29 protein-coding genes and 1 pseudogene are annotated in these 20710 nt (G+C 69.3%); 12 read left to right on the top strand and 18 right to left on the bottom strand.

Annotation, left to right across the window (positions count from 1 at the left end; genetic code table 11):
- Positions 1–94 precede the first annotated feature (94 nt).
- The 11 genes from CCN42_RS02670 to CCN42_RS02625 all read left to right on the top strand — a co-directional run bounded on the left by CCN42_RS02670 (position 95) and on the right by CCN42_RS02625 (position 5073).
- Positions 95–517: a hypothetical protein gene (locus CCN42_RS02670; protein WP_086732884.1), complete on the top strand. Its 423-nt coding sequence runs from the start codon at positions 95–97 to the stop codon at positions 515–517.
- Positions 518–560: 43 nt separating this feature from the next.
- Positions 561–944, top strand: coding sequence for a hypothetical protein (locus CCN42_RS02665; protein ID WP_086732883.1), 384 nt, complete (start codon positions 561–563; stop codon positions 942–944).
- A gap of 16 nt (positions 945–960) precedes the next feature.
- A complete protein-coding gene (locus CCN42_RS02660) occupies positions 961–1200 on the top strand; it encodes a hypothetical protein (protein ID WP_086732882.1) in 240 nt (79 codons plus the stop codon).
- Between the two features lie 74 nt (positions 1201–1274).
- A complete protein-coding gene (locus CCN42_RS02655; protein ID WP_086732881.1) occupies positions 1275–2018 on the top strand; it encodes a DNA-methyltransferase in 744 nt (247 codons plus the stop codon).
- A gap of 57 nt (positions 2019–2075) precedes the next feature.
- A complete protein-coding gene (locus CCN42_RS02650) occupies positions 2076–2750 on the top strand; it encodes a hypothetical protein (protein ID WP_086732880.1) in 675 nt (224 codons plus the stop codon).
- The gene (locus CCN42_RS46030) at positions 2747–3136 is read left to right on the top strand and encodes a LuxR C-terminal-related transcriptional regulator (RefSeq protein ID WP_086732879.1); all 390 of its coding nucleotides are present in this window, start codon (positions 2747–2749) and stop codon (positions 3134–3136) included. Before CCN42_RS02650 ends, CCN42_RS46030 begins: the two co-directional genes overlap by 4 nt.
- A gap of 65 nt (positions 3137–3201) precedes the next feature.
- Positions 3202–3429: a hypothetical protein gene (locus tag CCN42_RS02640; protein ID WP_086732878.1), complete on the top strand. Its 228-nt coding sequence runs from the start codon at positions 3202–3204 to the stop codon at positions 3427–3429.
- Complete coding sequence (locus CCN42_RS42005; protein WP_143661831.1) at positions 3429–3629, top strand: hypothetical protein; 201 nt, start codon at positions 3429–3431, stop codon at positions 3627–3629. The genes CCN42_RS02640 and CCN42_RS42005 overlap by 1 nt, the downstream gene beginning before the upstream one ends.
- Positions 3626–3973, top strand: coding sequence for a hypothetical protein (locus CCN42_RS02635; RefSeq protein ID WP_086732877.1), 348 nt, complete (start codon positions 3626–3628; stop codon positions 3971–3973). The genes CCN42_RS42005 and CCN42_RS02635 overlap by 4 nt, the downstream gene beginning before the upstream one ends.
- A complete protein-coding gene (locus CCN42_RS43640; protein WP_211294617.1) occupies positions 3970–4608 on the top strand; it encodes a nuclease-related domain-containing protein in 639 nt (212 codons plus the stop codon). Before CCN42_RS02635 ends, CCN42_RS43640 begins: the two co-directional genes overlap by 4 nt.
- A 123-nt stretch (positions 4609–4731) precedes the next feature.
- Positions 4732–5073: a DUF6233 domain-containing protein gene (locus tag CCN42_RS02625; RefSeq protein WP_169731391.1), complete on the top strand. Its 342-nt coding sequence runs from the start codon at positions 4732–4734 to the stop codon at positions 5071–5073.
- On the opposite strand, the gene ku is transcribed toward CCN42_RS02625, so the two are convergent.
- The 13 genes and pseudogenes from ku to CCN42_RS02560 form a co-directional block, all read right to left on the bottom strand.
- Positions 5070–5978 (bottom strand): non-homologous end joining protein Ku, encoded by a 909-nt coding sequence (ku, locus tag CCN42_RS02620; RefSeq protein WP_086732876.1) that lies wholly within the window; start codon positions 5976–5978, stop codon positions 5070–5072. The two genes, CCN42_RS02625 and ku, sit on opposite strands and share 4 nt — an antisense overlap.
- Positions 5979–6067: 89 nt before the next feature.
- Positions 6068–6802 (bottom strand): hypothetical protein, encoded by a 735-nt coding sequence (locus CCN42_RS02615; RefSeq protein WP_086732875.1) that lies wholly within the window; start codon positions 6800–6802, stop codon positions 6068–6070.
- Positions 6803–6833: 31 nt separating this feature from the next.
- On the bottom strand, positions 6834–7277 hold the full coding sequence (locus tag CCN42_RS02610) for a hypothetical protein (protein WP_086732874.1): 444 nt from the start codon (positions 7275–7277) through the stop codon (positions 6834–6836).
- 390 nt (positions 7278–7667) lie between these two features.
- Positions 7668–8102, bottom strand: coding sequence for a hypothetical protein (locus tag CCN42_RS02605; protein ID WP_086732873.1), 435 nt, complete (start codon positions 8100–8102; stop codon positions 7668–7670).
- Positions 8103–8461: 359 nt separating this feature from the next.
- Positions 8462–9535, bottom strand: a pseudogene (locus CCN42_RS02600) (PhlD); the annotation flags it as partial.
- 139 nt (positions 9536–9674) lie between these two features.
- Positions 9675–10535: an MmyB family transcriptional regulator gene (locus tag CCN42_RS02595; protein ID WP_086732871.1), complete on the bottom strand. Its 861-nt coding sequence runs from the start codon at positions 10533–10535 to the stop codon at positions 9675–9677.
- Positions 10536–10925: 390 nt separating this feature from the next.
- Complete coding sequence (locus CCN42_RS02590; protein ID WP_086732870.1) at positions 10926–11156, bottom strand: hypothetical protein; 231 nt, start codon at positions 11154–11156, stop codon at positions 10926–10928.
- Positions 11153–11989, bottom strand: a complete 837-nt coding sequence (locus tag CCN42_RS02585) for a hypothetical protein (RefSeq protein ID WP_086732869.1) — start codon at positions 11987–11989, stop codon at positions 11153–11155. Before CCN42_RS02585 ends, CCN42_RS02590 begins: the two co-directional genes overlap by 4 nt.
- Position 11990: 1 nt before the next feature.
- Positions 11991–12806: a hypothetical protein gene (locus tag CCN42_RS02580; protein WP_086732868.1), complete on the bottom strand. Its 816-nt coding sequence runs from the start codon at positions 12804–12806 to the stop codon at positions 11991–11993.
- Positions 12803–13021 (bottom strand): hypothetical protein, encoded by a 219-nt coding sequence (locus CCN42_RS02575; protein ID WP_086732867.1) that lies wholly within the window; start codon positions 13019–13021, stop codon positions 12803–12805. The genes CCN42_RS02580 and CCN42_RS02575 overlap by 4 nt, the downstream gene beginning before the upstream one ends.
- The gene (locus CCN42_RS02570; protein ID WP_086732866.1) at positions 13018–13509 is read right to left on the bottom strand and encodes a hypothetical protein; all 492 of its coding nucleotides are present in this window, start codon (positions 13507–13509) and stop codon (positions 13018–13020) included. Before CCN42_RS02570 ends, CCN42_RS02575 begins: the two co-directional genes overlap by 4 nt.
- A gap of 146 nt (positions 13510–13655) precedes the next feature.
- Complete coding sequence (locus CCN42_RS02565) at positions 13656–13916, bottom strand: hypothetical protein (RefSeq protein WP_086732865.1); 261 nt, start codon at positions 13914–13916, stop codon at positions 13656–13658.
- A gap of 362 nt (positions 13917–14278) precedes the next feature.
- Positions 14279–14887, bottom strand: a complete 609-nt coding sequence (locus tag CCN42_RS02560) for a hypothetical protein (protein WP_086732864.1) — start codon at positions 14885–14887, stop codon at positions 14279–14281.
- A 166-nt stretch (positions 14888–15053) separates the two neighbouring features.
- Between CCN42_RS02560 and CCN42_RS02555 the strand changes: the two genes are divergently transcribed.
- Entirely contained in the window at positions 15054–15269 is a 216-nt protein-coding gene (locus CCN42_RS02555; protein ID WP_086732863.1) for a hypothetical protein, read from the top strand.
- A gap of 4 nt (positions 15270–15273) precedes the next feature.
- Here CCN42_RS02555 and CCN42_RS42000 read toward each other — a convergent pair whose 3' ends face one another.
- The 5 genes from CCN42_RS42000 to CCN42_RS02530 all read right to left on the bottom strand — a co-directional run bounded on the left by CCN42_RS42000 (position 15274) and on the right by CCN42_RS02530 (position 20406).
- Positions 15274–16527: a hypothetical protein gene (locus CCN42_RS42000; RefSeq protein ID WP_143661830.1), complete on the bottom strand. Its 1254-nt coding sequence runs from the start codon at positions 16525–16527 to the stop codon at positions 15274–15276.
- 148 nt (positions 16528–16675) lie between these two features.
- Positions 16676–17587 (bottom strand): DnaB-like helicase C-terminal domain-containing protein, encoded by a 912-nt coding sequence (locus tag CCN42_RS02545; protein ID WP_158102052.1) that lies wholly within the window; start codon positions 17585–17587, stop codon positions 16676–16678.
- A complete protein-coding gene (locus CCN42_RS02540) occupies positions 17580–18884 on the bottom strand; it encodes a hypothetical protein (protein WP_086732860.1) in 1305 nt (434 codons plus the stop codon). Before CCN42_RS02540 ends, CCN42_RS02545 begins: the two co-directional genes overlap by 8 nt.
- Before the next feature lie 267 nt (positions 18885–19151).
- Positions 19152–19457: a hypothetical protein gene (locus CCN42_RS02535; protein ID WP_086732859.1), complete on the bottom strand. Its 306-nt coding sequence runs from the start codon at positions 19455–19457 to the stop codon at positions 19152–19154.
- Between the two features lie 205 nt (positions 19458–19662).
- Positions 19663–20406 (bottom strand): GntR family transcriptional regulator, encoded by a 744-nt coding sequence (locus CCN42_RS02530; protein ID WP_086732858.1) that lies wholly within the window; start codon positions 20404–20406, stop codon positions 19663–19665.
- Positions 20407–20710: the final 304 nt, after the last annotated feature.

The raw sequence follows: 20710 nt of genomic DNA, 5'->3' as shown, positions 1-20710 counted from the left end.
CGCGCACCCCCCAGCGCGGCCCTGCTGCCCCACCCGAACCCCCAGCCGGGTGGGGCAGCCCCATACCCACCACCGCACCTCCCGAGGACACCCCATGGACACAGCCCTCATCGACGCCAAGTTCCACACCGAGAAGGCCTGGGACCTCTACACCCGCGAACGCAACCTGACCGCGGTCGTCTCCGACTGGCAGACCGGAACCGCCCCCGACGGCCGGCCCACCCTGACCGCCGAGATCGTCGGCCCGGGCGCCGCACACGCCCTGTCCCGGTTCGCCGCCGAATACCACCTCGTCATCGGCGAGGACGGGCAGCGACCCCAGTACGACATCGACACCCCGGGCCGCACGGTCGTGGTGTGGCGGACGGGCGGGGTGTGGGTGCAGCTGTGGCACCCCGACGAGACCGCCAACCAGCCGGTCGTGGAGCCCGTCGTGGTGGGGCGGCAGCGGCTGATGTCCCGGGCGTCGGGCCGGCTGCCGTTCACCCGCCGGAAGACGAGCGAGCCCGCCGCCTGACCCCGCCCAACGGCAGACCACCCCACCACACCCAGGAGCAACCATGACCACGCAGCCCCTCGACCTCGACGCCATCGAAGCCCGCGCCGCCCACCTGTACGAGTACGTTCAGCAGCCGGACGAGGCCGACGTCCTCGCCGGGACCGACGTGCCCGCGATGGCCGCCGAGATCCGCCGCCTCCGCGCCCAGGTAGCCACGCTCACCACTCTCGCCGACCGCTGGACCGAGGTGGCCGACCACGGCGACGCCGCCATCGGCACCTTCCCCGGCCCGGCCGCCGCCACCCTCGATGCCGAAGTCGGCGAGCGCGGGCGCACCTACCGGAAGGCCGCCGCCGATGTCCGCGATGTCCTCCGCACCGGACAGGTCCCGCACGACCTGATGACGGACGCCGAGCTGGACACCGCCGCCCACCCGACCACCTGACCCGAGGAGACCACCGATGGCTGACTTCACCGCGGAGACCGTGACCCGCACGATCCGCCGCTGGATCGTCCCCGCTGCCCAGCCCTGGGGCGCAGCAGCGGCCGAGATCGGCAAAGCGTGGGCCGTCGCGGAACGCGCGTACCGGGAGCACTTCGAGATCCCCGACGACCGACCCCTGCACGACGACGCCCTCAGGTTCTTCGTCCGCGACGAGGAGATCGTCATCGAGTTCGCGACCGAGGCGACGGCCTCGTGACCGCTGTGGGCTCGGCCGCGCGCCTATCGCGGCCGAGCCCAACACCCACCGTACCCACCACCGGAAGGAACCCTGTGACCCCGTACTGGGAAGACGCCGAAGCGGGCCTGGCCCTCTACCTGGGCGACATGCGCGAGGTGCTGCCCGCCCTCGGTCTGCAGGCGGACTGTGTCGTCACCGACCCGCCCTACGCCGAGACGTCGCTGGAGTGGGACCGCTGGCCGGACGGCTGGCCCACCCTCGCCGCGACCGCCGCGTCGTCGATGTGGTGCTTCGGTTCGATGCGCATGTTCCTCGACCGGCGGGACGAGTTCACCGGCTGGAAGCTGTCCCAGGATGTCGTCTGGGAGAAGAACGCAGGCACGGGCTTCGCAGCCGACCGCTTCAGGCGCGTGCACGAGCACGCCCTGCATTGGTATCGCGGCGACTGGCGGGCCACCCACCACGACGTACCTCGCCAGGCTTCTCGGGACAGGAACAAGGGCACCGTCACCCGGGCGGCGATCAGCCACACCGGGGCCGTCGGGCGTAAGGCGTGGACGGACGACGGCACGCGGCTCATGCCCAGCGTGATCTACGGCCAGAACATGAAGGGCCGCGCGATCCATCCGACGGAGAAGCCGATCGGCATCCTTACCCCGTTGATTCGCTACGCCTGCCCGCTCGGCGGCCTGGTCCTTGATCCGTTCGCCGGCTCCGGCAGCACGTTGGACGCCGCCCGCCAGTCCGGCCGCCGCGCCATCGGCATCGAGGCCCGCGAGGAGTACTGCGAGGCCATAGCCCGCCGCCTGTCCGCGCTCACCCTCCCCGCCGCCTGACCCCCCGCCCATGGCCGGCTGCCCTGCGGGGTGGCCGGCCCGCCCGAGAGGACCACCATGAACAACCAGACCGCCGACGAGACCGTGCACGCATGCCCGCCGCCCGGCTCCGGCCTCACCCCCTGCTGTGGCAGGACGCCGTTCGAGCTGCCGCTCAACGACCGGATCGGCAGCGAGGCGCCCGTCACCTGCCCCGGCGCCGTCCAGGCGCCAGCCGCCGACCGGGACGCCGTAACCCTGGTGCCCCGCGTTCCGCGCCCCCTGGACATTGAGCACGACGAGCTGATGGCGCGCGCCGAGGCCGAGCACCGGGCCAGGACCGAGGCCGAGACGGCACGCAAGACCGCCGACCGGGCCGCCGTGCTGCGGGAAGCCGCGGCCCAATTGGACGCCGCCGCGGAACGGCAGGACGACCTCTCGTCGTCCGACTACGACCAAGAGTCCTACGCGGCCTTCCAACTACGCGATCAAGCAACCGCGCTGCGCCGCATGGCCGACGAGGCGCATCCCGCCCAGCCCGACACGCTCCCCGCCTGGCTGCACTGGCGGTTCGGAACGCAGGGACAGCACGCGCAGACGTGGGACGCCCTCACGGACGACGACCGTTCGTACTGGGAGCACCAGGCCCGCGCCGTTCGACGTGCGGTCGCCCGCGGCGGCTTCAAGCGCCGCGCCGCCGAGGCGCTGCCCGCCCAGCCCCAGGCTGGCGAGGCCCCGGAGGGCGGGGAATGACCTCCCCGGTACAGGCGGGCCCGTCACTGTCAGGTGGCGGGCCCACGCCGTCTCTCACCGAACATGAGCTGCACGTCCTCAACCTGATAGCCCTCGGACACACCCACGAGCAGATCGCCCAGCAGCTGTTCATGACCCCCAAGGGGGTCACCCCGACCGTTAACCGGGCGCTTCGGAAGCTCGGTGCGAACAACGCGCCGCATGCCGTGTTCCTGGCCGTGCAGGCGGGCCTGTTGGATCCACGGCGTCGGCATGGGGATCACGCCGGGTTCGCGGCTCACCGGTACCGGGGTGAGGAGCCGTGTGAGGCGTGCTGGGAGGGCGAGCGCGCGTATCGGCGGGAGCGTCGGGCCGCTCGTAGGGCTGCGAAGTCGGCCGCAGCGTAGCTGAGAAATCCGGACATCTTAGACACCGCCACCGGCGGGTAAGACCGATCAACCGGGAGGACCCCGTGCACCGCACCCTGCTCGTTCCGTGCCTGTTCCTCGCCGTCATAGCCGCTGGCACCGCCTGGCTGTGGCTCACCCTCACCCGCGCCCAGGTCCTCAGCCCGGGCGCCGTCCTCATCTGCGCTGGGATCTCCGTGGCCATCGCTCTGGCCGTGGAGTCCGCGGCCCGGCGGATACGCCACGGCCGGCCACACCGCGCCCACGACGACCACGTCAGCAAGGGGGCGTGATGGCGATCCGTGTCGACTGCCCGGCCTGCCACCAGCCGGTGGCGATGACCCCGCGCGGGCGCCTGTGGCGGCACGGGACGCCGCCCTGCGAACGCTCCGGGAAGCCGGTGGGCAGGATCTGGCCGGCCCGCCACAAAGGGCGCCGCGTCCTCACCATCCCCGGCCCCGACACCTGGAACCCTCGAGAAGGAGCAGCATGAACGACCCGACAGCGACCGAAGCGACCGAGCTCCTGGAGCGGCTTGTCACCGCGATCCGAGATGCCGCCTGCGACGGGAGATGCAGCCAGACCGAGGAGGAGTGTGCTCGCGAACGGATCCAGCCGTTCGTCTGGCATCACGGGAGGCTTGCCGTGGTGGAGGGCAGTCCGGAGATGTTCGCCAACGCGGTCCTGCCCGTGGTGGGGCGGCTGGAGGCTGAGGTGGCTGCGGCCCGGGCGTTCGCGGCGGAGATGCGGAACTTCTGTTCCCCGCACGGTGTCGCCGTGGACTATGCGGAACGGCTCATCGAGGCCATGGACCGGGCGAAGGAGGGGCGGCCGTGACCGCGGGTGGGTCGTTGTCGCGTGAGGCTGCCCGGCTGCGGGCCGCGGCGCGTCGGGGCTGGTGGCGGCGCCTGCTCGCCTGGCTGGGGTTCCCCGTCGTCGACCGACGCCTCGAGGCCCGCGCCGTCCGGGCGGAGCATGGGACGGTCGGGGAGCAGTGGACCGCGGCGCTGCTGGAGCGATTACCCGCCGGCTGGACCGTGCTGCATGACCTGTCTGTGCCCGGGCGGCGCTTCAACCTCGACCATGTCCTGGTCCCGCCCTCGGGTCTGGGGGTGATCGTGCTGGACTCGAAGAAGTGGCACGCCCAACGCCCCACCCACCTGGTCGGCGGGCGGGTGCACTGCGGTACTGAGGATCGGCACGGGCAGGTGGAGAAGGTCGCCGGGTACGCCGCGGTGGTCGCCCGGGCGCTGGGGGTACCGGTGGGGGCAGTGATGCCGCTCCTCGTCGTCCACGGCTCGCCGGTGGCGGGCGGCTGGCTGGACGCGCCGGTGCCGGGGTGGGAGCGGGCGGTGCGGGTGCTGGCCGCGGACCAGCTGCTGTCGGCGTTGCTGCGCATGCCGGGTGGGAGGGATCCGGTACGGGCGGCGGCTCTGGCGGCGCGCGTGGTCGCGGCTCTTCCCGCTGCGTGAGGTGGGGCGTATGTTGTGGTCGCCACTTGGGAGGGCGGGCTGACGCTCGCCTGGGATGAGCACCCGTCGTCTGGCGTTTGGCCAGGTGGCGGGTGCTTTTTTCATGCCCGTAGACTCGAAAACATGTTCGACGATTTGCCTCCGGACCTTGAGCGGCTGGAGACGCTCCGTACCTGGCATGCGATGTGGGTGGCCCGTATCGACGCCAAGATCAACCGGGTGCGGCTGGAGGCGGAGCAGCGCGCCCGGGCGGCTGCGGTGCGGGAGGAGCGGGCGCCGGACTGGCTGCTGGAGTACGGGCTGAACCGGGACGCCCTCCCGAACGCCGTGCACACCGGGGACTGTCACATGGCGGGTAAGCGGTCGAAGGGGGTCGACTCGGACACCGCGCGCCGGGCGCTCGCCGGCGGGGTGACGGCGTGCACGCACTGCCGGCCGGACACCGAGCTGGGGGTCTTGGACTAGGCGCTCCGCGGGTGCCGGGCGCCGGTCTTCTTTGCCGGGGCCTTCTTGGCGGGCTGCTTCTTCGCTGCGGTCTTCTTCGTCGGCTTGGGCAGCTCGTGCACGTCGGCGTCGCTGGTCGGCTCGCCGCGCCCGGCCTTGGCTTTCTGTACCGACTCGTTCAGAGCGGCCATGAGGTCGACGATCTGGGCGGGCTTCTCCGGCTCGGGTACGGCCGGCGGTTCTCGGTCTTCCCGCTTGGCTTCGATGATCTCGGCGATGGCGTCGGTGTACCGGTCCGTGTACTCCTCGCCCTTCAGCTGGTCGACGGTCATGGTGTCCATGAGGGCGAGGGCGCTGTCGATCTCGCCGTCGGACAGCTCGACGGGCGGGGGCAGCAGCTCGGTGGGGTCGCGGATCTCGTCGGGCCAGCGCATGGAGTGGAGGACGAGGACGTCGTCCTTCACGCGGAGCAGGCCGAGCCGCTCCCGCCCGGACCACGCGTACTTGGCGACGGCGACCTTGGAGGAGCGGCCGAGGGCCTGGACGAGGAGCTTGTACGGCTTGGCGGCGACCTGCTCTTTCGGCTGGAGGTAGTAGCCCTCGCCGATGCGGATCGGGTCGATCGACTCCAGGGGCACGAAGGCCTCGATTTCGATCGCGCGGGCGGTGGGCAGGGGGAGGTTGCTCAGGTCGGCGTCGGTGATCGGGATGACGTGCTCTTTGGTGAGTTCGTAGCCCTTGCCGATCTCCGACTGGTGGACTTCTCGGCCTTCCAGCTCGCAGATCTTCTTGTAGCGGACACGTCCCATGTCTTCGAGGTGGTACTGGTGGAACTGGATGGAGTGGTTTTCGGTGGCGCTGACGACGTTGATCGGGACGGTGACCAGGCCGAAGCTGATGGCGCCGGACCAGATGGTGCGGGGCATGGCAGTCCTCCACGACGGCCCCGAGCAGGGTCCAGCCTATGGCGGGCACGCGGCCGGCGCAGCCTGCCTGGGCCGGACATACGCGGCGGTTACTCCGGCAGGAGGCGGTTGATCGTGGACCGGGACACGCTGGTGATCTGCTGAACCTGCGTGCGTGTCAGCTCTGCCTCCTTGACCGCCCACGTGATCAGCGGGTCCCGCATGTCGCGTACCTCCGCCCATGCGGTCAGCAGCTCCCGCGCCATCGTCTGCGCCGTGCTTACCCCGGTCACGCCGTACAGGGCGGGCTGCTCCCACGCCGGGTGAATCGGATGCGTGGCCACGTCCGGGGCAGCGGCCAGCAGTGCCCGGTGCCGGGCCGCGAGCTCCCCGCGCCAGCGGGCAGCGATCAGCTTGGCCAGCGGCATGCCTGCCCACTCGTGGGCCTGGCTCGCCTTGGCCTGTTCGATCTCCTCCTGTGTCGCGTTGGCGATGAGGTCCTCGCGGACGTAGTCCTCCAAGGGCCAGCGGTGCGTCTCGGCTTCCTCGGCGGACGTCATCCACGACACCATCCGCGCCAGCCAGCTCCTGACCTCTGCGACCGCGGCAAGTCGGCGTAGGGCCTCCGCCCACGGTGTGATCTGCTCAACGACCGCGCTGGCGCGCTCTTCCGCTTCGGCTTGCACGACCTCCAGCTTGCACCGCGTCAGCAGGGTCCGGCCGTCCATGAGGTCCAGGCGTACACCATGCGCCTTCCATGCCCCGTCTCCCTCGGGCCACTGCTGCATGCCGATGGCCTGGATGACGTAGAGGCCGGTCTCGCGGGTGTCGGTCGTGATGTCCACGGTGGTGCCTTCCTGTGGGGGTGATGGGGTTTCAGTGGCAGTCGCAGGTGCGGGCGTCGAGTCCGCAGGTGAGGCACTCATACGGGTTGCTGCGGCGCGGAGGCGGTGTGAAGCCCTCGGCTGCGAGAGTGGCGCCGCGGCGGATGAGGAGCCACTGGTAGGGGGTGTCGGCGTATGGGGCGTTGGTGGACTGGTAGGCCAGGAATTCGCCGTGGCAGCGGGTGTCATTGAAGGGGGAGCGGATGCCGAGTGCGGCGGCAGCCTGCTCGAAGTCGGTTCGGGTGAGCGGGGCGAGAGTCATGGTGGGGGCCTTCCTGGTACGTCGGGCGCCGATGGTGATGCGGCGGGCGAGGGAGGCGGTGTCGATGATCCAGCGGCCGGCCTGCTTGACGGCGGCGACGGCTCCGATGCGGCACCAGGTGCGGATGGTGGCGACGGTGACGTTGGCCTGGGCTGCGGCGGCGGTGGTGTTCATCGAATCCCCCTAGCTGTATCGCTTCGAACACCATGACTGTATCGAACGATACGCTCACGAGTCAAGGGGTGGAGATGGCACACAGAAAACCGCCCTGACCTCAGCGGGTCAGAGCGGTTACAGGGGCCAATGCCAGCCATGACCTCCCGTGGGGAGCCGGGAGGGGCGGCGGGCCCTGCCGGTTAGGTCAGTCGCGGCAGGGCCCAGCGAGGGGGATCACCTGGGGGTCTGTGTGATCCCGTGCACAACACCATGCATCACATTCAGCCACAGCGGTAGATACCGGCCACGGACTTTTCGTGGGGGATATGAGGAGGCCCGCCTCGGCGGGGGACGACAAGGCGGGCCGTACAGCCAGGATGGCACGCGGCACTGACAACGGGGCCGGATTCAGGAGGCCGCGTCTCCGAGCACTGCCTTCATCGTGGGGCGGGGCCAGGTCACTTCGTAGTCCGGGTAGTCCCGCTCGGAGCAGTGCTCACAGACCCCGCTGTTCTCGTTCCGCACGTGCAGCTGCCGGACGCGGTCCAGGGCGGCCAGGAGATCGTCTCGCGTGGGCTTGCGGTAGGGCTCCCACCAGGGTGGTGGGTCGACGCGCAGCGGGGTGCTGCGCTGTTCGACGGCCGGCTCCTGCCCGCGCTCGTCCAGGTGCCGGTGGCCGGTGCTGTCACGGTGGAAGGCTTCGTAGTGGATGTGGGGGTCGCCGTCTGGGCCGGGTGTGAGGTAGAGGTCGCCGTCGATGGGGACGTCGGCTGGGTTGATGCCGTTAGCGGTGAGCCAGGCGCAGACGGCTTCACGTCGGTCTTCGGGCCAGGTGCGGGCCATCAGGCGCCGTCCTCGGTGGGCTGAAGGGCGACGTGAGGGTAGGCGCGCACGTGCTTGAGGTTTTCGTCGGGCATGCTGCTGCCTCCGAGGGGGCCTGGCCGGTGTTTCGGCCCAGCCGGCGTGGACGCTGGGGAACACGACGAGCTGGGCGCCGGATTCGATGCACAGGTCGTTGGAGCCGATGACGCGGATACGGCCTTGGCGGAGGCAGACGGGGTCGGTGCCGATGAATGCGACGGTGTCGCCTTCGGTGAGGGGGCGGCCGCTGTAGTCGACGGCCTGGGGCGGGGGCGTGTCGTTGGGCATGGTCCTACCGTGCCGTGGATTCGGCTCGGCGTTCCCCGGGCCCGGGTGTGCGGTCAGTTGGTCCAGGTGGCGTGGAGGGCGGACATGCTGAAGCCGGGCCCGTAGGCGACCACCAGGCATCCGGCGCCGTCGGCGGGCGGGGTGTCGTGGGTGCGCTCGAGGACCCGCAGAACCGATACGCCCCCGAGGTTGCCCTCTTCGGTAAGGGTGTCGAGGGAGTGGTGGGCATCGTTGTCGGTGAGGCCGACGGCGGTGGCGGTGTCGGTGATGATGCGCTGAGATCCGGGGTGGATGACCGGTATGTCGACGGTGCGTGTGCCGAGCCAGGTAGTGAGGGCGGGCAGGACGTCGTCGGCGGCGGTGAGGGCTTCGCGCGTGGAGTCGAAGTGGAGGCCGGTTTCGTCGATGCGTCCGCTGTAGCGGTCGAGGCTGTGCGGGAGGACGTACTCGAGGCTGTCGTCGACCGGGTCGTGGACGGTGAGGCCGGGGCCGTGGGGGTGGGTGGAGACGATGGTGGCGGCGGCGGAGTCCCCGAACAGCGCCTTGTAGATCATGTGCTCGACCGCGGTGTCGGCGTGGTTGTAGATCGCGGAGATGGCTTCGGCGGCGACGACGAGGATGCGGGCGCCGGGCCGGTGGGCGGCGAGGTCGGTGGCCCGGATGAGTGCTTGGGTGCCGCCGGCGCAGGCGAGGGTGGTGAGGCTGGCCCGGCGGACGGTGGGGCGTAGGCCGAGGCGTTGGATGAGGTGGATGTCGATGCCGGGGACGGCCCAGCCGGTGGAGTGGGTGGTGACGATGCCGTCGATGTCCGCGGGCTCAAGGCCGTGCCGGTGGAGGGCGGTGTGGGCGGCCTGCTCGGCGAGGGTGAGGGCGTCGTGGAAGGCGGCGGGGGCGCGGTCGGCGACGCCGGCGGGTCCGGAGACGGTGGGCGCGGTGAGGGGCCGGGCGAAGTAGCGGGTCTGGACGCCGGTGTTGGCGACGATTCGGAGGATCGCGGGGAGCCGCGGGTGGTTGGGGTGGTGGGCGCGGATGTCGTCGAGGATTTCCGCGGTGGTGACTTTGTGGGGGGCGAGGATGGTGGTCGGTTGGGCGATGTGGATGGTGGGCACGGTTGTTTCCCCCCGCGGTGTTTGGTGTGCGGTGGCGTGAACTGGTCGGTAAACCTACGGCAAAAACAGGTGGTCGTTGCCTGTGCTGCCGGTGTGGGGACCGTGCGCGGTGGTGTGGCCTGCTGGCCGATAAGTGTGCCCTAACCTGACCGGTTCGTCACGGGGTTGCGTCACATTGCGGGACATCCGGGGGGTTGCGGCGGTCGGCGCGCAGGACGGGGGTGCGGGCGTGGGCGCGCCGTTGGCCGGGGTGGTAGATGAGGATGATGAGCCGTGATCCGGGGGCGGTGAGGGGCTGCGCGGCGCACATGGTGACCCAGCCGGGCCCCTGTTTGGCGTGGTGGAAGGGGCGTTCGTCGCCGTCGGGGTGGATGTAGCCGCCGCCGTTGGACTGGTAGATCGCCGCGGTGACCGGGTCGGTGAGGACGTCGTGCTCGATGGCGAGCAGGGTGTGGTCGTCGGGGCGTTGGGCGAGCGCTGCGCGCAGCTGGGGGAGGATCAGCGGCGCCCAGGCGGTCGCCCAGTCGGTGAGCTGGGGCCGGCCGTCGAACAGCATCCACCGCATCGTGTTCTCGGGAGCCTTGCCGTCGGAGAAGAGGTCGAGGAAAGGCTGGTTGCAGGCGAGGAGGTCCCAGGAGGCGTCGGAGACGTAGGCGGGGTGCTGGATGGCGGCAAGGGCTTCCTGCCACACGCCGGGGACTTCTTTGCCGGAGGCGGGGTGGAGGGGGCCGGGCGGGTCCTGGCCGAGGGCGTACCGGCAGAGGCTGATCCATTCCTGTTCGTTGAGGCCGAAGAGGCGGGCTACGGCGCGCAGGAGGTCGGCGGGCGGGTTGGGGTACTGGCCGGATTCGAGGCGGCGGTAGGTTCCGAGGGCGCGGTTGAGGAGCTGGTCGACTTGGTGCTGGGAGAGGCCGGGGGCGCGGCGTCCTTGGCCGGTGGGGCGGGACAGTCCGTGTGCTTCGGGGGATATCAGGGCGCGGCGTTCTTTGAGGAGCTGCTTGAGGGCTTGCTTGTCCACTGTGGCGGGTCCCCCGACCGGTTGTTGACTGGATGTCAGCGTAATTATCGTCACGTACTTTAACGCTAAAGATTCGCAGTAGATATGGGCTGTCGGCGTGCTTCATGCTCAGGTCAGCGCGGTGCTGGCCTGCCAGGATCATCCACAGTCGCCGCGTGGATACACCCGCACGCAGGTGTTCGCTGGACGGCTTGAATTACCGGCTGGTATCTGCAAGCGGGACCGGAAGAAAAGCAGGGTGAGCAATCGCTTTGCGGGTCGCTTCCCGTCCGCGGGAATCGCAGCGCGACCCCAAAGTGCCTGCCCCACCCCGCGCCTTCCGACGCTGCCAGGCTGCGGCCGGTGCCCTACCGCCCCACACCAGGGGCCTCGGCACCGGCCGCCGGCCGTTCACGACCGGCCGTCCTCGTCGACGAGCCGGTGCTCGTCCCGGTGCGCCCCACACCGCGTCCCGAACAGGTCGGCCCGGCACGCACCGGGGCCTTCGTAGGCGTGGTGAGCGATCGTGCCGACGTTGATGGCCTGCTGACCGTCCATCGGCGCCGGAGTCGGCTGGGCGAGCGCGGCCTCGAGAGCCTCGATCCGCCGCAGCAGGTCCCGCTTCCTGATCGGTCGCCTCACACGTCCTCCAGGTCTGCGCCGCCCAGGACCACCCGAAGCCGTGAATGACGGGACGGCCTGGCTGCCACGTCCTCCACGGTCGGCCAGTCGTCGGCGCAGATGCCGTACTTCGGTGGTTGCCAGTGAGGCAGGTAGTGGCGGTAGACCTTCTCCCAGTCGGCCTTGAAGTAGCACGGCAGCAGACCGCCGGTGTTCGGGACGGGCTCGGGAGCCTGCTCGTTCTGTTCGCGGACCTGTTCGGCGACTCGGTCGGCGTGGTCCTTGTGCCGCTTGCAGAACCAGTGTGCGGTGATCCAGCCGGTGCGGGGGTCCTTCTCGAGGACGCGGTGGTGGGATCGGGCGCCGCAGACGCCGTCTTCGGTGCGCCAGTCGCGGGGCGGGGTGTAGCCGGGCATGACGTGGATGATGGGCGGCGGAAGCCGGCGGGAGATCGCTTCGTCCCTCAGGACCGGTACGTCCGCCGGAAGGGTCTGGGTGCGGGGCTTGTAGGCGCGGGGCCTGTATGGGCGGAGCCGCGGGCCTTCGCAGGAGGGAGCACCCGAGGGGTGCCAGTCGGCGGCTTCCCGGGGCGGCTTGTAGCGGGGTGCGTCGTCGGCGACGAGCCGGTCGTAGCGGGCCTTCCTGCCGTGCTCGACGCCGAGCTTACGGCGGGCGACCTTCAGGGGGCTGACGCCGTCCTCGCGTTTGGCGAGGTCGACGGCGTATCCGATGGCGAGGAGCAGTTCGCGGGTCTCGTGGTTGACGCGGGGGTCTTCGTAGACGGCGGCGACGAACTCGGGGAACGTTCGCTTCGGACGCTGCTCCTCGGCGGAGGCGGGCACGGAGCGCAGCACGTTAGCCCTCCTTCGGCTGATCGGTGATCGGGGCGAGCAGGGCGCGCATCTCCCGCACGTACTTCACGCGGTGCTCGTTCCACCGGTGCTTGGCCGCGATCTCTTGGAGGACTTCGTCGTCCCAGCCGATGAGGACGGCCCACAGGTAAGCGTCGATCCGGTCGGCGGTCCAGTCGCGGCGGTCTAGAAAGTCGGACGAGGTCCGCATCATGTTGCAGACCGCGGTGACCGCCCGTGCTGCGCCTGCGAGCGTGTGCCGGTGCCAGTCCCAGGCCTTGTACATCGCCTGGGCTGCCTCGCGGGTCTCTGCGCGATCGTGCTCGGTGTCCTCCAGGGCGTCGTACAGCTCGCGAAGGCTGGTCTCGGTGTGGTCGGGGAGCGGGAGCCGGCCGGGCGTCTCAGCGAGCGTGACGGGGGCGGTCAGCTCTCCGGCCGCGTACAGGAGGTGTTCCTCCCACAGGGGGCGCAGGAGGCCGCCGTAGGTCTGGGGGCGGGACATCCAGCCGCAGGCGCAGGCGACCATCCAGCGTCCGTTGGGCACGTCCACCGGGCGGGCGAGGTGGGCGGCGACGGTGTCGACGTGGTTGGGGCAGATGTGGCCGGGGGACACGCCGCCGACTTGGTGCCAGCCGTCGCCGGACCAGGATGGGCGGGCCGGTTCCCGTCCGTTCATGCGGGCGGCCATGTCGAACTCGCGCAGGCAGCCCGGGTAGATGCAGTTCCGGAGGGACGGCTGGTTGCGCCAGGCGGTCGCCGCTTGGATGAGGTCGGCCAGCTGGTCCTCAGTGAGGGTCGCCAGGGTCGGCTGGTCGGTCACGGGCTGGTCCTTCCGCGGGCGGGGAGGGCGTGGGCTTGGGGCCAGCCGGTCATGAGCCAGATCGGTGTGGTGCCGGCGGCTGCGGCGAGGGTGACGAGGTGGGTGCTGGTGGGTGTGCCGCCGCGCTGGTAGGCGTCTGCGAATCGTGGGGGGATGGTGCCGGGGGCGGCGTGGGCGAGTGCGAGGCGGACTCGGGCCGCCATCGTGTCGGTCACGGGGCCTCTTCCGGTTCGTCGTCTGTCTGGGGGACGTGCTGGGCCTCGACGACGCGGGTGGTGTCCGTGCGGACAAGGCGGTACGCCCACCGGTGGCCGTTGGAGTCGACGCACTGGTCGTACTCGGAGCGGGCCTCGGTGGCGTCGTTGCGGGGGCCGAGCCAGGTGCGCCAGGTGCCGCGCTGGAGGGTTTCGATTTGCCAGACGGGCTCGGGGGCGGTCTTGATGCGGGCGATCGCGTTGACGACCGGGTACAGGTCCGGGTGGGCGAAGCAGGCGTCGGCGACGAGGGCCATCGTCTGGGAGTCCTTGGGTACGCCTTCGCTGCGGTCGCGCATGAGGCCCTGGACGTATCCCATGACGGCGGCGTCGTGGAAGATGCCGCGTTCGCGGGGGGTCAGCTTGTTGAGGAAGTCCTCCACTGCTGTCGCGCGTTGATTCTCGCGTTCGGTGAGGTAGGCGAGCAGCGGCTCGGGAAGGTCGGCCATGGGGCGGGCTCCCGGGTGTTGGGGGCGTAGTGGGCTAGGTTGCCGTGGTTTGGCCGCGGTGTTCCCTCCGCCTGTGGAGGCTGGAGGCCCGGCCGCCGTGGGGGGGGCGTGACCGAGCCCGCGGGAGGGATCACTTCCATCCAGGGTCAGCGGGAGCTGGTGCGGCGTGCGCGGTTGCGGCCGGCGGAGCGGAGGGCTTCGGGGCTGTAGAGGGTGTAGGTGGTGACCGTGCCCTGGAGGTTCTGGGTGGTCACAGTGGGCGTTGCGAGGATGTGGGCGGTCTCGGCGATGAACGCGTCCTCGTCAGATTCCAGCTTGTCGATGACGGCCTGTTCGGCGGGGGTGGCGGGGTTGATGGTGCGCCAGAAGTTGGCGAGGTCCTGGGCCTGCTGGCGGGTGATGTCCATTGGGTGCCCCCTTGGGTGTGCCGTGTTTGTGGCACCATAGTACCCACATTGGCATTACATGGCAATGCCGAATGGGGGGTGGGAGGGCCACAGCACCCAGCGCCCGCTGTAACCGGACGCCGGCCTGGTCGTTGGGCACGATGTCATGTGCAACGTGGGCCCGGCCGGGACGTCATGGGGTCGGCCGGGCCCACGTCCATGCCCCGCGACGTGAAGACGCCCCTGGCGTGTTGCCGGGGGCGTCGACCAGCTTTCCCCTCGCCGGTTCTGCGGCCGGGTCATGGGGGCGCTTCAGGGAGCAACCCCATCTGCCCGGGCTGCCCTGCCATCCTGCACCCGAAGACGGCGGGCGTTCCCTCCGCTCAGCCGTGAAGGATCTTCGCGACGATCGGTCCAGCGTCGTCGTTGATGTGCTGCGCCACGGTGCGCACGGTCTCCCGGGCCTCGTCCAGGAGCGTGCGCCCTTCGAACGCGCTCGGGGTGATCAGGTGCGGCCATTCCCGGCCGGATACCCGTACGACTGCCGCCGCCAGCACTGCAGTCTCCCGGAGAGTTCGGGGCTCGAGGTGGGCCAGGTACCGGTCGCCGGCGAAATCGTTCTCGGTCTCCCAGTCCTGCCACGCGTAGGGGAGCCGCTTCGTCTCGCCGCTGATGTCGTGGTGCCGTAGGGGGACGCGGACTTCGGCGTACAGGGAGCCGTCATCGTCGTCGCGGTGCAGGGAGACCCGGTGCAGGTCGGGCCGGATGCGCACGTATCCGGGGGACATGACGGGGGGCGTCGCTACCTGCCAGGCGTGGACGGCGAACTCTTCGGGGGTTTTGATCGGCTCGGGTTCGTCGGACCAGCTGTTGCGGAACTCGTTGGGCCGCTGCCGCAGGTAGGCCCCGTACCGGGAGACGCCGTTGTCGGCGTATTCCTGGTCGTACGAGTCGTCCACGTACACCAGCAGCTGGTCATTCCAGGCGACCATGCGCGGGGTCCTCTCGGGGGCGTGTCGGCAACCCGGCCAGTCTTCCAGCCGTGGGGCGGCTTGTGGGGTTATTGGCGGGTGTTGGGGCGTGGTGTCGGCCTCGAGCACCCGTGCGCTCTGAAAGCCCTCTCCCCGCCCGCCGGGGCCGCGGCGCACCGTCGAACGCATGGGGGATACCTGGGAGCGTTGCGAAGGCCGCGGTGACGGCACGGACTGCCCGAACGGGGAGGACGAGGTGCTGGTGGACGGTGTGCGGTGTGAGGAGTGCCGGCACCACTGGGAGCTGGACGAGGCCGAGCGGAGCCGTCGGGCCGCGGCGGATGACGGGTTGACGCGGCCGATGGGGGATCCCGGCGAGGTCGGGAAGGAAGACGCGGCGTAGAGGTCTATGCCGCCTTTCCTGCGATCCCTTGCGTGTCCTCGTGCTTCCTGCGGCACGAATAGTGCTCTGGTAGCCCTTCTGGCCCTGGCAGGCTTGCGGGCAGACCACAGCCGAAGCGGCAAAGCGGGATCGGCCGACCCGACGCGTCGACAGGAGCCTCGGCAGCCTCCACTTCCTGGGCGGCACGGCTCTCGAGGACGATCGTGCGACTGCCGCGCCTCTCCTTTGGTTCAGCTCGCATTTCTGATGCTGGACGGTCCTCGGTGCATCGGTCCCGCCGGTCGCCCTGCCGGACTGATGGTGCGCGCTCCTTGTCGTCCAGGGCGGGGCCGTTCGCTTCCAGGTACTTCTGCCAGTGCTGTGAGGGAAGCCAGCCGTGATGGCCGTTGTGCTGGAAGGGGACACGTTCGCCGGCCGCCGCTTCCACGATGAACTGCGTCAGGGTTAGGCCGCCTGTTCCTTCGAAGGTCCTTGACTGGTGGACGGGAACGAGGATGCGGTGCCAGCCTCCGCAGTATCCGGTGTCAGTAGGATTCGCCGGGTCGTATGGCTTGTCCGGGCATCGGGTGATCGCGCCGCTTTGGGTGCACTTGCCCTCTTCTATGACGAAATTGCCGTCTCGGATGGCGATGGGGTTCTTCTGTACGCGGATGACGGAAGCTGGCAGGTTCGGGGTCCGGACGTACGGAACTGTGCCGATGCCCGCGTGGTCGGGGTCGGTAAAGTCCCACACGGACCGGATCCCGCTGCGGCGCCGGAATCCCTCTCGCCTACGTATTCCGTGAGCGGTTTGGGCGCTCAGCTGCGGTTCATAGTCCAGGATGGTGCCGTTCGCGCCTTCGATCTGGACGTCGAGGCGGGCGTGTCCGTCGGCGGCCGACGATTCAACGACAGCGCGGAAGCCGTGGTCTTCCGCGTCTTTCGCTACCCGTTCCTTGCGGGCGAGATGCTCGTCTGACTCGTGGCTTATGCGCTTCTCTCCTGGTTTGCGGTAGTGGGAGGGAAACCACACGCCGTCACGATGGACGAGGTACATGGGGACGCGCCGGCCTCGTAGGTCCCGGCAGTCGGGGCAGATAAGTCCCCGGTGTTCGACGGGGACGCGGCCTCGCATGCGCAGGAGTTCGTCCAGAAGGCCTTCGCCCTGCGGAAGACCGAGGTCTGGCCGGCTGAGGTCGAGGTTGCGGCCAGCCGGTTCGTAGAAGACAGGGTTGCGGAAGAGTTCTTCGTCGCTGTCGGGCTCAAGGCCTTCGTCCATCGGTACCCCCAGCAGCCGCTACGAGTAGGACTTACAACGCTACGGGGTAGGTCTGACAATGGCGGCTGAACTGCAGAAACAGGTCGGAGGCGGCTGGAAGCGACGGCGCCCCGGGCCCGAAGGCCCGAGGAAGCCGACGGACGGGTGGTCAGGGTTTCGCCCAGTCAACGAAACGTGAGTAGTGTCCCTGGAAGGCGACGGTGATCGTTGCTGCTGGCCCGTTGCGGTGCTTGGCCACGATCAGATCCGCTTCGCCCGCGCGGGCAGACTCCCTGTCGTACGCATCTTCTCGGTACAGCAGAACGATGGTGTCCGCGGCGAACGTGATCGCGCCGGACTCACGCAGGTCGTCCAAGGCGGGGACGCGGCCGTCGCGCTGTTCCGGGGCCCGGTTCAGATGCGAGGTACACACGACGGGGATGTCCAGTTCCCGGGATAGGGCCTTGAGATCCCGTACGACGTCGCCGACTTCCCGCTCACGAAGGTCGTTGCGCTGCTCGGGGCGAATGTCCTGGACGCCATCGACTGCCAGGAGCCGGACGTCGCGGGTGTCGACCTCGGTGCGGACCCGGGCGGCCAGTTCGGCGGCGGTGAGGTAGGCGGGCGCCCAGAAGTACAGCGGGGCATTCGCAACCTGCGGAAGGTGCCGGTTCAGCCGCTCTGCATCAGCCTCGTTGATCGTGCCGGAGCGCAGATGATGCAGGGCCACGCGGCACTCAGCGGACATGAGCCGCAGCGTGGTCTCGCTGATCGAGTGTTCCAGGCTGACGTGCAGCGTGGGGACTCGGTTCTTGACGGCGGCGGTGCGGCAGACGTCCAAGAGGAGTGTGCTGCGCCCCATAGCGGGCCGGGACGCCAAGACGGTGAGTGTCCCCCCGTGCAAGCCCGATGTGAGCGCGTCCAGATCCTCGAAGCCAGTGCTCAGGGCCAACGGAAAGCGCTCGGCGGCAGCATGCGCTTCCACGCGGTCCAAAGCCGCCTGCAACGCGTCCTCCAGTGATTGGGAGTTGGCCCGTGGGTCTTGCCGCTTCTTTCCCGCAATCCCCTCTGGCTCAGCCACGTCGTCCCCCTGTCTTGGCGATGCCTTGGCGCGCGGCCGCAGCCCCACGCTTGTACTCCTGGTTGATCACTGCTGCCGGTGCGGGCCTTTGCCGGTCACGGCACCCTTTGCATAGCCCATCCTCTACCGCGGGGCCGACCAGCATGATGGAAACCCCGCCACATTCCTCACCAACGCACGTTGCCCGCGGAACTCCGTCAGCGGGCGCCGCACGGGGCGCAGGCACGACGGAAGGGCCGGGACGGGGTTGGTGGCCCCCGGGACTCGCCTGGCCCTCTGCACGCCGCTCCACGCCCCGCTGCTCACAGGAGATACACGGTCGTCCGGTGTCGACGTTCGTCCGCTCATCGCACCGAGGGTCCTGGCACTCCTTGTCCCGCCGGAGCATCGTGATCAGCACGCCCACGGGCTTCTCGATCGGTCCGGCCGCGTCCCTTGATGCGTAGTGCTTGTGCCACTTCGGCAGTAGCCGGTACTCGACCAGCTGCTGCGGCGTACGCCCTTGCGGCTGGCCGGCGGCCAGGGCCTCGAGGACCGCGGTCTTCAGGTTGGCGGGCGGGTTCGCCGGCACCAGGTCGGCCAGCTGCGCCGGCAGCGCCTGGAAGAACGCGTCGACCTGCTGCCGCTGTTCTCGGGTGAGGGAGATGGGCTTCGTTTTGCCGGACGCGGCGGAGCCGCCAGAGCCCTGCCCCCTACTACCTGTAGAGGCCTGACGGCCGTCAGCACCGGGTTCTTCGTCTTCTCTCTTCTTCTGATCCACCGTCTTCTTAAAGACTGCGGGGTCACCCGACTGTCGGGAAACCCGGCATTCGCGGCCGACCTGCGGAAACGTGCCATCCTCGCTGGTCGCGCCCGAGTGCGGGTATTCCGGCACTCGGAGAACGGAGACGCTCGGACGGGCTTGTCGCTCCTTCGGCGCCAACTTTGACCGCCGCTTCTCCGCATGGGCGATAGCGGCCTTCGTCGGTTCGATGACCTGGGCGGCGCGAACCCCAGGCTCCCGTGAGACCGCGGTGAGGAGAGCGGCGACCTCGGCGTCCGTAGCTGGCGTGTCGTATACGCATACCTCGGTTGACCACTGGTTGGTGGCGGCGGACATCATGCGGATCTTCACGACGTACCGGGCCACCTGGAGCAGACCCATGGCGTTGGCCATGGCGTCGCGTCCGTAGCCGTACTTTGCGCCGATTTGGGCCAGGGTGATATCCCATCCGTCTCGGTGGCGGAGCAGGATGGTCAGCAAGGCCAAGGCCATGAAGTCCAAGCTGACAGCGTCGTCGATGGTCTCGTTGGGCACTGCGGCGAACCGCGGGGGGCGTCCTGAGCGTTTCCTCACTGGTGCGCCTCCGTGCGAATCACACTGGGGGCGACACTTCGCACTGAGCGAAGTTTGGGTACCCTCATCGCTGAGGCCCTTCTGCTCTGGTGGGACTCGAAGATCCAGCGGACTGCAATCCGCTGGTTGTGCTCGAACGGTCGGCCTGTGAGGTAGCTGCGAACCTCCTCCAGGGCCGGCCGTTCTGCGTATGGGGCCTGGGCTGCGATTCCAGGTCCCGTAACGTGATCACCGGTCTTTCCTGCGGGCCCGGGGCTTCTTGTCCGGTCCGCGGCCGTGCGGGTTCGGCGGCTCGTCCTGGAGGTGCTTGAAGAGCACTCGCAGGTTCATCTTCCGGGCGTTCGCGACCTTGCCGTATTCGTGCGGCTTGCCCTCGCCTGGGTCGCCGAAGGGCCAGGTGGTGTCCTTGCGCGCTCGGGCGAGGTGGCGGAGCTTGTCGGCAGTGGCGCCGGGGAAGAGGCCGTACTCGTCGGCCAGGGCTGCGGCTTCGGTGAAGGTTCCCTCTTCGGGCAGGTCGGTCCAGTCCGCGGTCACGGGTGGACCCCCGCACGCCGCAGACTTTTTACGAGTCTCGTGAAAGAGCGTAGGCTCATGCTGAACTCCTAGCGGGGTTCCCCTGTCGGCGAGTGATTTCGCAGGTCAGCGCCTTCAGGGAGGCCGGCCGTTCCCTAGGGGCGGTCGGCCGTATTCGTTTCGCTGTATCTAACGGGATCTGCCCGTCGCGGGCATGATTTTCGATCTACTGGGTGTCGACCTGCCAGAGGCCCGGGGCGTACACGTCCTCCCACACCTCCAGCGGTCCGTCCTCGTCGGAGAACGTGTTCACCAACACCAGGACGGGAACGGGCGTCCCCTGCTCGACGTCCAGCCCCAGCGCCTTGATCTCGTAGTCGTAGGCGAGCCGTGCGCTCCGCCTCTCCGGTGACTTCGTTACCTGCCGGCCGGTGCGTGCGGTGTAGATCTCCTGCCAGAACCGGTCGAACGGCTCCGGGCTCAGAAGTTCCGGCACGTCGGCCAAGGCGCGCATGTGGATGCAGGACACCGCGAAGACGGTCCGCTTCCCGTCCCGGACGAACGTCCGCGTACGCAGGACCACCTCGTCGTGGATCTCGACGCCGAGCTGGTCGGCAAGGATCGGGTCGGCAATGGACCGGAGCTGAGCCGTGTGGTCCACAGAGACCTCCTTCTTCGCGTAGGGCTTGCCGGTGCGAGCGATCCGATCCAGGCGGGCAGATGCCGTGGCGGCCACGCGTGGCTGATCCGCAACCACGGTGCCTACACCGGGCTTCGGCACTGTCAGGCCCTCCGACTTGAGTAGCCGGAACGCGCGGTTTGCCGTGGTGATCGACACCTGGAACTGCTCGCAGACCTTGGACATGGAGGGCATCTCGTCGCCAGGGGCCAGCGTGCCGTCGGCAATCAGCTTTCTGTAGTGGCTGGCGATGTCCGCGTATCCGTGCTTCTTCGGCTTGTTGTCGCTCATCTTCACCTTCTCTCTATGTGTAGTACTTGCCTATCCCGGTGTAGTCCTCTACGTTAGTCCTTGTCGGGGCGCAACGCAACGACAAGCCAGGACCAACGAGGCCCGGAACGCCAAAGGGCCCAGGTGGTAGCACACCTGGACCCCGAGGGGGCCCCGAAGGACCCGGCAGATCGCTACCAGCCTGAACCAGGAGCGACTGCTATGAAGCACCGTATCCGAGATGTACGCGAAGTACAGCACTCCACCTCCCAGGCCGATGAGGCGCTGCGTCGTGCCAGGGCCGCCGACCGCGACGTGTACGAGC

The organism is Streptomyces glaucescens (assembly GCF_002154375.1).
GTDB lineage: Bacteria > Actinomycetota > Actinomycetes > Streptomycetales > Streptomycetaceae > Streptomyces > Streptomyces glaucescens.
The sequence above is the reverse complement of the archived record's forward strand: the minus strand, read 5'-3'. Positions and strand labels throughout refer to the sequence as shown.